Origin of the sequence: Actinocrinis sp., assembly GCF_035650855.1 — a bacterium.
Lineage (GTDB): Bacteria > Actinomycetota > Actinomycetes > Streptomycetales > Catenulisporaceae > Actinocrinis.
This window is the reverse complement of the sequence record NZ_DASRGV010000084.1, coordinates 1-12,623: the sequence shown is the minus strand read 5'-3', so window position 1 is coordinate 12,623 and position 12,623 is coordinate 1. Positions and strand designations below refer to the sequence as shown.

The 12,623-nt window shown below is 70.8% G+C and carries 14 protein-coding genes; 10 read left to right on the top strand and 4 right to left on the bottom strand.

The window, feature by feature from the left end; genetic code table 11:
* Window positions 1-237: helix-turn-helix domain-containing protein (locus VFB40_RS06790; protein ID WP_324848439.1), on the bottom strand; the 237-nt coding region annotated here is incomplete at its 3' end.
* Window positions 238-281: 44 nt separating this feature from the next.
* A complete protein-coding gene (locus VFB40_RS06785; RefSeq protein WP_324848438.1) occupies window positions 282-1,913 on the bottom strand; it encodes an MFS transporter in 1,632 nt (543 codons plus the stop codon).
* 218 nt (window positions 1,914-2,131) lie between these two features.
* Here VFB40_RS06785 and VFB40_RS06780 point away from each other — a divergent pair, with 218 nt between their 5' ends.
* Window positions 2,132-2,836, top strand: coding sequence for a hypothetical protein (locus VFB40_RS06780; RefSeq protein WP_324848437.1), 705 nt, complete (start codon window positions 2,132-2,134; stop codon window positions 2,834-2,836).
* 18 nt (window positions 2,837-2,854) lie between these two features.
* Here VFB40_RS06780 and thiE read toward each other — a convergent pair whose 3' ends face one another.
* The gene (thiE, locus tag VFB40_RS06775) at window positions 2,855-3,541 is read right to left on the bottom strand and encodes a thiamine phosphate synthase (RefSeq protein WP_324848436.1); all 687 of its coding nucleotides are present in this window, start codon (window positions 3,539-3,541) and stop codon (window positions 2,855-2,857) included.
* Between the two features lie 3 nt (window positions 3,542-3,544).
* Window positions 3,545-3,910 carry an Rv2175c family DNA-binding protein gene (locus VFB40_RS06770; protein WP_324848435.1) on the bottom strand — a complete coding sequence of 122 codons (366 nt, stop codon included), beginning with the start codon at window positions 3,908-3,910 and terminating at the stop codon, window positions 3,545-3,547.
* Window positions 3,911-4,049: 139 nt separating this feature from the next.
* Here VFB40_RS06770 and VFB40_RS06765 point away from each other — a divergent pair, with 139 nt between their 5' ends.
* From VFB40_RS06765 to VFB40_RS28470, 9 genes are all read left to right on the top strand, one after another.
* Entirely contained in the window at window positions 4,050-4,598 is a 549-nt protein-coding gene (locus tag VFB40_RS06765; RefSeq protein WP_324848434.1) for a hypothetical protein, read from the top strand.
* A 212-nt stretch (window positions 4,599-4,810) separates the two neighbouring features.
* Window positions 4,811-6,019: a glycine oxidase ThiO gene (gene thiO / locus VFB40_RS06760; protein ID WP_324848433.1), complete on the top strand. Its 1,209-nt coding sequence runs from the start codon at window positions 4,811-4,813 to the stop codon at window positions 6,017-6,019.
* Complete coding sequence (gene thiS / locus VFB40_RS06755) at window positions 6,016-6,231, top strand: sulfur carrier protein ThiS (RefSeq protein WP_324848432.1); 216 nt, start codon at window positions 6,016-6,018, stop codon at window positions 6,229-6,231. Before thiO ends, thiS begins: the two co-directional genes overlap by 4 nt.
* Before the next feature lie 18 nt (window positions 6,232-6,249).
* The gene (locus VFB40_RS06750; RefSeq protein WP_324848431.1) at window positions 6,250-7,035 is read left to right on the top strand and encodes a thiazole synthase; all 786 of its coding nucleotides are present in this window, start codon (window positions 6,250-6,252) and stop codon (window positions 7,033-7,035) included.
* A 120-nt stretch (window positions 7,036-7,155) separates the two neighbouring features.
* Entirely contained in the window at window positions 7,156-8,931 is a 1,776-nt protein-coding gene (gene pknB, locus VFB40_RS06745; protein ID WP_324848430.1) for a Stk1 family PASTA domain-containing Ser/Thr kinase, read from the top strand.
* 125 nt (window positions 8,932-9,056) lie between these two features.
* A complete protein-coding gene (locus tag VFB40_RS06740) occupies window positions 9,057-9,614 on the top strand; it encodes a GNAT family N-acetyltransferase (RefSeq protein WP_324848429.1) in 558 nt (185 codons plus the stop codon).
* Window positions 9,615-9,767: 153 nt separating this feature from the next.
* Window positions 9,768-10,532 (top strand): SCO2525 family SAM-dependent methyltransferase, encoded by a 765-nt coding sequence (locus VFB40_RS06735; RefSeq protein ID WP_324848428.1) that lies wholly within the window; start codon window positions 9,768-9,770, stop codon window positions 10,530-10,532.
* A gap of 52 nt (window positions 10,533-10,584) precedes the next feature.
* Complete coding sequence (locus VFB40_RS06730) at window positions 10,585-12,444, top strand: SCO2524 family protein (protein ID WP_324848427.1); 1,860 nt, start codon at window positions 10,585-10,587, stop codon at window positions 12,442-12,444.
* A gap of 4 nt (window positions 12,445-12,448) precedes the next feature.
* A partial coding sequence (locus tag VFB40_RS28470) for a P-loop NTPase (protein ID WP_349261369.1) occupies window positions 12,449-12,623 on the top strand: 175 nt, incomplete at its 3' end.

Genomic DNA, 12,623 nt, shown 5'->3' with positions numbered 1-12,623 from the left:
GTCGATGACCAGCGCCTCCTTGTTGGGCCAGCGCCGGTAGATGGTGGCCTTCCCGACCTTCGCCTCGGCCGCGATCATCTCCATCGACAGCGCGTCGTAGGTGGCGCCCTCGGAGAACAGGGCGAACACCGCGTCGAGGATCGCCTCCTCGGCCTGGTCGCTGCGCGGCCGGCCCGGCCGCCGCGCCGCCGTGGCGGGCGCGGGCGGACCGGGCTGGGCGTGGTCCTTCATCTTCATCGTCGAGTGCTCATCCGTATCCGGCTCGTGAACTGCCCCCGACCTTATGCGGTCACGCTTTCAGCGGCCTGAGGCGCGCCCTGAGGCGCACCGGAACCTGTTCCCGCACCGCGGCGCGGCAACCAGGCGAGCACCAGCAGCGCGGCCAGCACGGCCACCCCGGAGGCGCACAGCGTCGAGACGTGCAGCGCGTGCACGAAGGCGTTGTCGGCCGGAGCGAGCAGCTGCACCGCCTGCGGGTGTTGCGCCGCGGACTGCGCGACAAAGCCCTGCGTCGCCTCGATCGAGCTGCTGACGTCGTGCGCGACTCCCGCGGGCACCCCGGATCCGGTCAGCACCGGCTCGATCTTGCCCCGGTAGGCCGAGGTGAGCACGGTGCCGAGGACCGCGACGCCGAGCGCGCCGCCGACCTGACGGACCGTGTTGTTGATCGAGGAGCCGATCCCGGCCCGCTCGCGCGGCAGCGAGGTCATCACCGTGGTGGTCGCCGGCGGCATCACCAGCGCCATCGCGATGCCCTGCAGGGCCGCGATCACGCCATAGACCCACATCGCCGAGTGCACCCCGATGAACTGGTACAGCGAGAGCGCGACCGCGATCAGCAGCAGGCCGCTGAAGGAGACCGTGCGCGCGCCGAACCTGCTGACCACGTTCGCGGACAGCGGCGAGAAGATCACCTGCGCGGCGGCGAAGGGCAGCACCCATAGTCCCGCCTGCAGCGGGGTGTATCCGCGCACCGACTGCAGGTAGAAGGTCAGGAAGAACAGGCTGCCCATCATCGCGAAGAAGGACAGCGCGACGGAGATCACGGCCGCCGAGAACGGCCGGTTGCTGAACAGCCGCACGTCCAGCGCCGGGTGGTCGGTGTTGCGCTCCCAGACCACGAACAGCGCCAGCAGCGCGAGGCCGATCACCAGCGGGCCCCAGACCGCGGGCTTGCCCCATTGGCCGGTGTCGCCGCCGTGGATGACGCCGTAGACGAAGATGACCAGGCCCGCCATGGACAGCAGCACGCCGGCCGGGTCGAGCCGGCCCGGGTTCGGGTTGCGCGACTCGGGCACCAGGAAGGTCATCGCGATCAGGCCGATGATGATGATCGGCACGTTGATCAGGAACACCGAGCCCCACCAGAAGCTGTCCAGCAGCGCGCCGCCGACCACCGGGCCGATGGCCACCGCGAGGCCGACCGAGCCGGCCCACACGCCGATGGCCTTGCCCTGCTCGTGGCGGGGGAAGACATTGGCGATCACGGCGAGGGTGCTGGGCATGATCGCGGCGCCGGCGAAGCCCATCGCGGCCCGCGCGGCGATCAGCTCGCCGGGGCTGCCGGCGTAGGCGCACAGCACCGAGGTGATGCCGAACAGCACCATGCCGAGCATCAGGATCCGCTTGCGGCCGAGCCGGTCGGCCAGGATGCCCCAGGTGAACAGCAGCCCCGCGAAGATCAGGGTATAGGAGTTGATCGACCATTCCAGGTCGGACTGGCTGGCGCCCAGGCCGTTCGGCTTGGGCAGCGCGATCGTCTTGAGCGCGACGTTGAGCACCGTGTTGTCGAGCACGACGACCAGCAGCGAGAAGACCAGCACGCCGAGGATGAGCCAGCGGCGCGGGTGGCCCGCGGCGTCGCTGATCGGCGGGCCGTCCGCGGCGCGCGCCGCGGGAGAGTTCTGTGCCACGGGATCCCCTCCAAGGTTCCCCGGGCCCCGACTGAATCGGGACCGTTCCGTTTCGTAATCCCGGTAATGCCGTGGAGCTTACCGCGCCACTTTCCAATACGCAACCGTTCCGTATCTCTGAAACGTGTAAAGCGCTTGTGGACTCAAAGCAATGAGTCGGCAATGAAGGGTGGGGCAGGTGTTGCCTCCCGGACAGGTTTGGTAGGGTCACGCCCACTGTGAGCGAGGCATACCGGCGATCCGAAGGGAGCCGGGACGAGCCATGGACTCAGCACTCTGAGCCGCGCAGGCCGCCCCGGCACATAGGCATCGATCCAGGCCAGGCCGCGGAATTCCGCCGCCGACTGGACTATCAGGGCTCTGCGGAACTGATTCCGACCGCGGGCCCGGACGCGGCCGCCGATCAGGGGCCTGCGATCAAGGCGGTGTGGGAGCCGAAGCCGGTGGACGCGGTCCCCGCCGGGCCGGGCACCCGTCGGCGCGACCGACGGCAGACCGCTCGGCCGAACCAGTCGGCCGCGGGCCAGGCACGCGTCAAGAAGGCGGCCCGGCGCAAGAAGCGTACCGTCGTGGTCGGCGGCGCCGCCGCGGCCGCGGTGGCGGTCGGCGCGCTCGGTTTCATGACTTTCCACGACGGCGGCGACTCGCTCGGCCGGGGCGCGGCGGCCAACGTCATCCCGGTCTCCTCGCCGGGCGCGACCTCCACCGGCCAGGGCGCCAACAGCACGATCGGCACCAGCCTCTCGGTCACCAGCAGCCCCTCGCACTCCGCGACGCCGAGCCACTCCCCCTCGCCGAGCGCGACGCCGTCCAAGGCGGCCTCGGGCACGGCCACCCCGAGCGCGACCCGCTCGGGCAGCCAGAGCCCGACCCCGCGCCCCTCGCGCACTCAGCAGACCTGTTTCCTGATCTTCTGCGGCTGACCGGTCCAGCTGGTTCGGCTACTCGGCCCGGCCCGCCGAGCGCACCCGGGCGGCCAGCTCGGCCGCGGCCGCCGCGGGATCGGGCGCCTCGGTGATCGCGCGGACCACGACCACCCTGCGCGCGCCCGCCGCGAGCACCTGGTCGACCGTCCCGAGGTCGATGCCGCCGATGGCGAACCAGGGCGGCGCGGACGGGTCGTCCGGCGCGGCCGCCTTCGCCGCGTACTGCACCAGGCCGAGTCCCGGCGCGGGACGGCCCGGCTTCGTCGGCGTCGGCCAGCACGGTCCGACGCAGAAGTAACCGGTCAGCGGGTCGGCCAGTGCCGCGTCGACCTGCTGCTCGCTGTGCGTCGAGCGGCCGAGCAGGACGCCCGGCCCGACGATGCGGCGCGCGACGGGCGTCGGCAGGTCGTCCTGGCCGAGGTGCAGCACCGGCGCACCGGCCGCGAAGGCGACGTCCGCCCGGTCGTTGACCGCGAGCAGCTTGCCGTGCCGCGCGCAGGCATCCGCGATCTGCTCGAGCAGCGCCAGCTCCCGGCCGGCCTCCAGGCCCTTCTCGCGCAACTGGACGACGTCGACGCCGTGCGAGAGGACCGCGTCAAGGAACTCGGGCAGGTCGCCGCGCGACTGTCTGCCGTCGGTGCACAGGTAGAGGCGGGCGTCGCGGATCTCGGCCCGCGGCGCACCGCTCTCGACTATCGCCACCGATCAGAATCCGAGCGCGTGCGCGCGGCGGCGCACCTCGGTGCCCCGGTTCTCGGCCAGCGCCTGCACCGGGGTGCCGGGCAGCGACTCGTCCGGGGTGAAAAGCCAGCGCACCGACTCCTCTTCGGAGAAGCGGTTGTCCGCCAGCAGGGTGAGGGTGCCGGGCAGCCCCTTGAGGATCTGCGTTCCGTCCAGGAACGCCGCGGGGACCGAAAGGGCCCTGGATTCGCCCCGGCGCACGGCCGCCAGCTGGTGCTCCTTGAGCAGCTGACGCGTGCGGTTGACCGGGAGGGAGAGGCGCTCGGCGACCTCGGGAAGGGTGAGCCAGGCAGGGACGAGCTCTTCGAGCTCGGCGGAGATGGATGTCACGGTAACCAGATTGCCATGGCGATACGACACGGCCCAATGGATAGCGCGGGCTGCCCTGTGCGAATCGGCGGCCGATCGACGGAAAGTTGCGGGCCCTGGTTTACCCCATGCTCAGCAAAAAGCCCTAGGGTGTCGGCCTATGGAAAACACCACGACCCAGAACGGCGAGGAGTCCGAGACGGAGATCGTCTCGGCCGCCGTATCCGAGCCCGAGATCGCGGAGCCGGAGCAGCCCGAGGAGCTCGCCGACTTCGACGACGGTGACGACGACGGCGAGGAGCCGACCGGTTCCGGCTTCGTCTCCGGCGCCTTCGGCCTGACCTCCCTGGTGCTCGCCGTCGTCTCGCTGACCGGCGGCTGGCTCGGGACCGTGTACGGCGCCCGCGCCGAGTACGTCGCCGAGCTGAACACCAAGACGCAGAGCACCCAGGCCTCGCTGGACGCGTTCCACAGCAGCTGGCACGGCCAGGCGGCGCTCGGCGGCATCTTCGCCATCGCCGCGCTGCTGTTCGGCGCCGGCGTGCTGGCCTCCCCGGCGCTGCTGCTGAGCGGCAAGACCCCCGGCTGGGCCCGGGCCACCGCCCTCGGCGGCCTGATCCTCGGCGCGATCGGCCTGCTGCTGGCGCTGCTGGCCTGGTTCAACATCCTCGCGCCCGGCCTGACCGCACCGCCCGCCGCCGCGGGCTGAGCCCAGCCATGCCGCACGTCCACGGCGCCGCCCTGCCCGCCTGAGCGCATTCGCGACCGATTACGCGGGGCGGCGCCGGATAGACTTGCGGTGACGAACAGCACGAAAACAGCACGGGAGCCCGCCGCGGCGGGTTGAGAGGGGGGCACGCGGCCCCCGACCGTTTGAACCTGGCCCTGCGCCTTCGGGAGCGGGGCGGAGGGAGCGCAACGATGGATGCGCCAGAGATCGCCATCCCGCACGCGCGGCCGCGCACCGAGTACGACGTCGTGATCGTCGGCGCCGGAGTGATCGGGCTCGCGGTCGCCTGGCGGGCCGCCCGGCGCGGGGTCCGGGTGGCGCTGGTCGACCCCGAGCCCGGTTCGGGCGCGTCGCACGCCGCGGCCGGGATGCTGGCCCCGGTCACCGAGGCCCACTACGGCGAGGAACGGCTGCTGCGGCTGAACCTCGCCTCCGCACGCCGGTACCCCGAGTTCGTCGCCGAACTCGAAGAGGTCTCCGGGACGTCCGCCGGTTACTCCGCGCACGGCACGCTCGCCGTCGCGTTCGACTCCGGGGACCGCGCGGTGCTGGCGGACCTGGCCGAGTTCCACCAGCGCCTCGGGCTCGCCTCGGAGCCGTTGACCGGCCGCGAGTGCCGCAGCCACGAGCCGCTGCTGGCGCCGGACGTGCAGTCGGGCCTCCTCGTCTCCGGCGATCACCAGATCGACAACCGGATGCTCGTCGCGGCGCTGCTGACCGCGATCGGCCGCGCCCACGTGCAGTTGCACCGCGACCGCGTCGCCGAGTTGCTGGTGGAGCACGACGCGGCCACGGGGGTACGGCTCGCGGACGGCCGGGTCCTGCACGCGGACCGGGTGGTGCTGGCCGCCGGCTGCCGCTCGACGTCGATCCCGGGCCTGCCTTCCGGGGTGCTGCCGCCGATCCGGCCGGTCAAGGGCCAGATCCTGCGGCTGTCCGTGCCGTCGAACGCGGCTCCTTTCCTCAACCACGCGGTGCGCGGTGTGGTGCGCGGACGGCAGGTGTACCTGGTGCCGCGCGACCACGGCGAGCTGGTCGTCGGCGCGACCGTCGAAGAGCAGGGCTTTGACACCCAGGTGACGGCCGGCGGCGTCTACGAGCTGCTGCGCGCCGCACACGGCCTCGTGCCCGATGTCGGCGAGCTGCCGCTGATGGAGGTGCGTGCGGGCTTGCGGCCCGGCTCACCGGATAACGCACCGATTCTCGGTACCACCGACCTGCCCGGCCTGATCGCGGCAACCGGTCACTTCCGCAACGGCGTACTTCTCGCACCGATTACGGCTGACGCGATCGCCGAGTGCCTTGTCACCGGAAAGTTGCCGGAGGACGCCACGGGCTTCGAACCGCAGCGGTTCGGCAAAAACCTCGGCCGGTTCGCGAATAAGGCCGCGTTTGCATGACGACGACGCCGATACGTGTCGTCGTGAACGGACAACCCGAGTCCTATCCCGCCGACACCACGCTCGGCGCGGTCGTTAGTCGACTGCGCCCTAGCCGAATGGGCATTGCCGTTGCCGTTGGCGACGACGTGGTACCGCGCGCGGAATGGGACGTCAGGCAGCTGCGCGACGGCGACGAGATCGAGATTCTTACCGCAGTCCAGGGCGGCTGAAAGCGAGGGGGAGCAGCGGTGTCTGAAAGTACAGCGGACGTATTCGAGCTTGCCGGAAAGTCCTTTGCCTCGCGGCTGATCATGGGCACCGGCGGCGCGCCGAGCCTTGCCGCCCTTGAGGACGCCTTGGTCGCCTCAGGCACCGAGCTGACGACGGTCGCGCTGCGCCGCGTAGCCCCGGGCACCGCCGGTTCGGTACTCGATCTGCTCGCCGCGCTCAAGATTCAAGTGCTGCCTAACACCGCCGGTTGCCATACCGCACGCGAAGCAGTGCGTACCGCACGCATGGCACGGGAAGCACTGGAAACCGACTGGGTCAAGCTCGAAGTCGTCGCCGACGAGGACACGCTGCTGCCCGATCCCGTTGAGCTGCTCGACGCCGCGCAGACGCTCGTCGCCGACGGGTTCACGGTGCTGCCTTACACGAACGACGATCCGGTTCTCGCCCGCCGCCTCGAACAAGCCGGCTGCGTGGCGGTGATGCCGCTCGGTGCGCCGATCGGCTCCGGCCTGGGCATCCGCAATCCGCACAACCTGGAGCTGATCGTGCGCGGCGCGGGCGTGCCCGTCATCCTCGACGCCGGAATCGGCACCGCCTCCGACGCGGCGCTCGCAATGGAGCTCGGCTGTTCGGCCGTGCTGCTGGCCTCTGCGGTCACCAGGGCGCAGGATACGGCCCGGATGGCCGCGGCGATGCGGCACGCGGTGACCGCCGGCCGGCTCGCCCACCTCGCCGGGCGCATCCCACAGCGCTTCCACGCCCGCGCCTCCTCCCCCGGCCTGGCCGAAACACCGGCCTTCTAACACGGTCCACAGCGTGGTCCGGTTCGAAAAACCCGCCGTTCGAGCCCTGCCGTACCAGGTTAGCCACAGTCGCGTTTCACCAGACCCCGGTGTCGCAACCACCGCCTACACTCGGTGATTGTGGAGGCTCCTTCGCGGCACGGATCGGTGCTGGACGGCGCGCTGATCGGGCGGACGCTCGACGGCCGGTACGCCGTGCAGTCCCGCCTTGCTCAAGGCGGGATGGCGACCGTGTACCGCGCCTGGGACAACCGGCTCGACCGGCTCGTCGCGCTCAAGGTCATAGATCCGGAGCTGGCCCGGCATCCGGAGTACGTCGCCCGCTTCATCCGCGAGGCGAAATCAGCCGCACGGCTCAGCCACCCGAACATCGTCGCCGTCTACGACCAGTCGGGGCAGCCGCCGCTGGCCTACCTGGCGATGGAGTACGTCCCCGGCGAGACGCTGCGCCAGCTGCTCGGCCGCCGCGGCCGGCTGACCCCGCGCGAGGCGCTGGAGGTGCTGGACGCGATGCTGGCCGGCCTGGCCGCCGCGCACCGCGCCGGAATCGTGCACCGGGACGTCAAGCCGGAGAACGTGCTGCTCAACGACGCGGTGCTGAACAGCAGGCAGAGCTCGTACGCGGCCGCGGTCAAGGTCACCGACTTCGGCCTGGCCCGCACCGCGACCGCCGATCAGGGGCCGGGGACCACCCTGGCCTCCTCGCTCGGCGGCGCAGTGCCCGGCGGCGGACTGATCGGCACCGTCTCCTACCTGGCCCCGGAGCTGGTGCAGAGCGGGACCTGTGACGCGCGTTCCGACGTCTACTCGGCCGGGATCGTGCTGTTCGAGCTGCTCACCGGCCGCAAGCCGTTCACCGGCGGCAGCCCGATGGAGATCGCCAGGCGGCACGTCACCGAGCGGGTCGCGCCGCCCTCGCTGCTGCTGCCCGGCCTCGACCCGGCGCTCGACGCCCTGGTCGCCTCGGCGACCGCGCGCGAGCCGAACGCCCGCCCGGCCGACGCGGCGGCGTTCCGCGAGCAGGTGCGCGCCGTGTACGCGAACCTGCCGGACGCCGCGCTGAACCTCGGCGCGCGCCCCGCTCCCGAGTCGACGCTGCCGCTGCCCCCGGAACCGACCCGGATCGCCGAGCCCACGAGGAACTTCAACCCGGCCCAGCCGAATGTCAGGCCGCGCACGTCCCCGCGTCAGGGCTATGTCGTGGACGCGGCGCCGCCGCGCCGCTCGCACAAGGGCCTGATCATCTTCCTGGTGGTGCTGATCCTCGCCGCGGCGGCCGGGATAGGAGCCTGGCTCTACGGCCGGGTGGCCTTCGAGAACACCCCCGACCTGGTCGGGCTCACCCAGTCTCAGGCCACGACGACGCTGGCGAACGACGGGCTCAAGTACACGATAACCAGCGCCTACAGCGACAAGGTGGCGGCCGGCGACGTCGTCTCGGTCTCGCCGAGCCCGGGGACGCCGGTGAAGCAGGGCGCTGTGATCACGCTGACCGTGTCGAAGGGGACGCAGAAGGTCTCGGTGCCGGACGTGACCGGCCAGACCCAGGACGACGCGACCTCGGCGCTCCAGCAGCGCGGTTTCACCGTCGCGATCGCCGCCGACCAGACCGCCTCCAGCACCGTGCCGAAGGGCTCAGTGGTCTCCTTCACGCCCACCGGATCGGCGCCCGCGGGCAGCACCGTGACGCTGACCATCTCCAGCGGCCCGAAGCAGGTCGTCGTGCGCGACGTGACCGGGATGACGGTCGAGGACGCCACGGCCGCGCTCGAAGCGCAGGGCTTCTCCGTGCAGACCACGCGGCTGCTCCCGTTCGTCGACAACGTCGGCCGGCAGTCGCCGGGCGGAGGCTCCAGCGCCGACTACGGCTCGACGATCACGCTGTACATCTTCTGAAACTCAGGCACCGCACTCGGACCCCGGCGGCCCGGCGGCGCGCCCGCACGCCTCCACCGCCGGTTTCGCACAGCAATTTCGAGTTCTACGATGTGAATTCGATTTGCCGAGCTGCGGGGAGGCGCGTGCCAGTGCACGGTGACGAACGATGCGGCGAGGGCGGGATCTCGGTCGAGCGGGAGCTTGCTGTGGTGACGATCCGGCCCGCGACGGAGCACGACATCGGCGCGCTGCACCGGGTCGACCGGTTGGTGTTCGGCAGGCTCGCCTATCCGTACTTCGCGTTGAGACAGCTGATGGACGTGCACTCCAGGCACTGCGTGGTCGCCGACGACGGCAATCGGCTGATCGGTTACTGCCTCGGGGCGCTGGCCGCACGGCCGAAGGTGGGCTGGATCCTCGGGCTCGGGGTGTTGCCGGACGCCCGCGGCGCGGGCTACGGACGCGAGCTGGTCGGCGAGGCGGTGCGCCGGATCGTCGCCGACGGCGCGCGCGAGGTGCGGCTCTTCGTGGACCCGGACAACAGCGTCGCAATCCACGTCTACGAGCGGCTCGGTTTCCACGTGTGCGGCTTCCGCCCGCATTACTTCGGCCCGGAGGCGGACCGGATGATCATGACGAACGCCCGGTACCGCCACCCCGCCCCGTCGGGGGACGATGGAGTCGACGCGGAGTGGACGTAGGAGACGTAGGACATGCCATACGCAATCACGCGTTGAGCAGCGCGCAAGAAAAGCTAGATTCAATACCCGATGTGCGCGAGATCAAACGGGTATTGTGAGCCCAAGTGCGCCTGACGCACTGTCAATTCAGACCTTTACCCTCATGGACCCCATATGCCGACCAACGGACCGCAGATCGCAATCCCGGTTCCGGCGCGCAACGCGCAGTTTCCGTGGGACGAGTTCGCCGCGGTGGACTACTGCGACCACAACTATCAGCAACTGCGGGACGACGACGGGGAGATCCTCGAACTCGTCGCCGGTTGGTTCGCCCAGGAGACGGGCGAGCGCTCAGCCGGCGACGCGATCGACGTCGGTGCCGGGCCGAACCTCTATCCGTCGCTCGCGATGCTTCCGCACAGCCGCACGGTGACGCTGCTGGAGCACTCGGCCTCGAACGTGGAGTTCCTGCGCGCGCACACCGCCGAGCTGCCCGAGCGCTGGGAGCCGTTCTGGGACGTCGTCTCCCCGTTCGCGCGGTACGGCGACTTCGCCAAGGCGCGCGCGCTGCTCGCCGAGCGGGTGCAGGTCATGCAGGGCAGCGTCTTCGAGCTGCCGCGCTCGCGCTGGGATCTGGGCACCATGTTCTTCGTGGCCGAGTCGATCTCCCAGGACCCGGCGGAGTTCGAGTCGGCGGTCGGCCGCTTCGTACGGGCCCTGCGACCCGGTTCCCCGTTCGCGGCGGCTTTCATGGAGCAGTCGGACGGGTACGACGTGGCTGGAGTGCGCTTTCCGGCGACGCCGGTGGGACGGCAGGAGGTCCGCGCCTGCCTCAGCGCGGTGAGCACGGATCTGAGGGTGGAACGGATCGAGATGCGGCCCGCGCCGCTGCGCCCGGGATACACCGGCATGATCGTCGCGGTGGGAAGAGCGCAATAGGCACGTCGAGCGGTCCGGAGAGGCGAACGGGAGGGCAGGGCCTATGCCAGGCATGGACAACATTCAGCCCCGCCGGCAGCTGCTGGAGATCTGGCGGTCGGCCGCGGAGTACACCATGCGCGACCGCAAGTGGCGCTGGGGCGGCCAGCGCGAGGCGAATTCGATCACGGACGCGGAGCAGCTGCTGTGCTTCCTGCGGCCGGCCACCGGGATCACGGTTCTGCGGGTAGAGCTTCCCGACGACACGGCCGAGGACGTGCTGCAGTCGCTGCGCCCGTTCGGCGACAGCGTCCAGGTTCCAAGGACCCTCGTCCTCGCGCTGGAGCAGTACCTGGAGAAGTACACCGGCCCGGACGGGTCGCCCCTGTTCGGCGGCGGCAGCTACTGCGTGCCGCTGGACCCGAACGACCAGCTCACCGAGGAACAGCACGACACCCACATCCTGCTCTCGTATGCGTCCTCGGTCTCGCTGTGCCTCTCCGCGCTCGGCTTCCTCGACGTGTACGCGAACGCGCCGACCACCAAGGGCCAGTGGCGCAACCGGGTGATCGACATCAGGGAGCGCACCAGCACCCGGCTGACCGCCGCGCTGGTGGGCATGCTGCGCGGGTTCACCATCAACACCCTGGAACCCGACTCGCGCGAGGGCCGCACCCTGATCGCGCACCTCAACCAGGAGAACGTGGCCCAGCGCCGCATCATCGAACACTTCAACGAGCGCATGCGATCCGTGCGCAGCCGGCTGTCCGAGGCGCGGATGGGCGTGGCCAGGGCCGAGGAGCTGGACAACCCGAACCTGCTGTTCGAGGTGGGCTGGACCTGGGGAATCGCGTCCGACGCGCCGAAGATCACGCTGGATGTGCCGGGCACCGAGATCGGCGTGCAGCCGGACGGGGTGGCGCTGTCCGCCCCCTACCTGTACCACACGCTGGTGGCGCTCGACTCCATCGACCAGCTCATCAGCGAGCGTACTCGCGTGCTCGGCCTGCTCAACCCGCAGCAGGAGCGCCTCGCCAACAACCTGGACACCCGGCGCAACCTGGTGCAGCTGTACTACTCGCGGCTGGCCCGGTTCGATCCGACCGGCGGCGGGCGCTGGCCGGTGGAGGACCTGCCGTGGGTGACCCCTGACGGGGTGGAGTCCGACTACTTCAGCCTGCTGATCTGCGCGGTGCTGATCCGGGACCTGCGCGACCGGTCCGGCACCGAGGACACCGTGCGCCGGGTCGAGCCGCTGCTCGGCGAGCTGGCCAACCGGGTCCGCATCACCCGCCGCCACGTGCGCGACGACCCGGCGGTCGCGATGCACTCCCCCGGCCTGCTCAACGCCCTCGACGGCTCCGAACTGCTGGGACCGGCCATGGCGCTGCGCATCCAGGACTTCGCCCCGCTGCTGCTCAAGCGCAGCAGCCAGCTGGCGAGCCTGACCGGCAACGCCGAGGTACGCGACCGGATGCTGGGGCTGTCGACGGAGATCTGGAACCACCTGACCCGCCGCCAGATCAGCGACCCGGACGCGCGCGGGCTGTGGGACAACCCGGCCCGCCTCTTCGGCCGGCCGGCCGAGGAGCAGGTCAAGCCGTCGTGGAGCTTCACGTCCAGCGTGGTCGACGCGCTGGTGACCTCGGCCGACACGCTGGTGCGCCGGCAGGCCCGGGCGCCGATCCTGTCCAGCACGGCGACCGCGATGGTCAGCGAGGCCGAGTACCTCCTCAACCAGCAGATGATGACGACCCCTTCGCTCAACTCCGGACTGCAGAGCAGCCTGATGGAGATCCGCGACTCCCTGCAGCGAGCCCGCGACCTGATCGAGGACCAGCCGTCCACCGCCATCGCGCTGTGCATCGCGGCGGTCACCCAGCTGGACAAGAACGCGCTGGCCCGCCAGGACGTCACCGGTCAGGGGTTGTGATCCGATGCTCGTGTTCTCCGTCTCCGACAAGGGCGGCACCGGGCGCTCGGTGACCAGCACCAATCTGGCTTATCGCTCGGCGCTGCGCGGTAACCACACCTGCTATCTGGACTTCGACTTCGGCTCGCCGACCATCGGCTCGATCTTCGACCTCGAAGACGCCAGGCGCGGGGTGCGCG

What these genes read in the sequence shown, in the direction of transcription:
- thiO (WP_324848433.1), top strand. Translation starts at nt 4,811, where the DNA reads ATGGATGCGCCAGAGATCGCCATCCCGCACGCGCGGCCGCGCACCGAG.
- VFB40_RS06730 (WP_324848427.1), top strand. Translation starts at nt 10,585, where the DNA reads ATGGACAACATTCAGCCCCGCCGGCAGCTGCTGGAGATCTGGCGGTCG.
- VFB40_RS06765 (WP_324848434.1), top strand. Translation starts at nt 4,050, where the DNA reads ATGGAAAACACCACGACCCAGAACGGCGAGGAGTCCGAGACGGAGATC.
- VFB40_RS06735 (WP_324848428.1), top strand. Translation starts at nt 9,768, where the DNA reads ATGCCGACCAACGGACCGCAGATCGCAATCCCGGTTCCGGCGCGCAAC.
- thiS (WP_324848432.1), top strand. Translation starts at nt 6,016, where the DNA reads ATGACGACGACGCCGATACGTGTCGTCGTGAACGGACAACCCGAGTCC.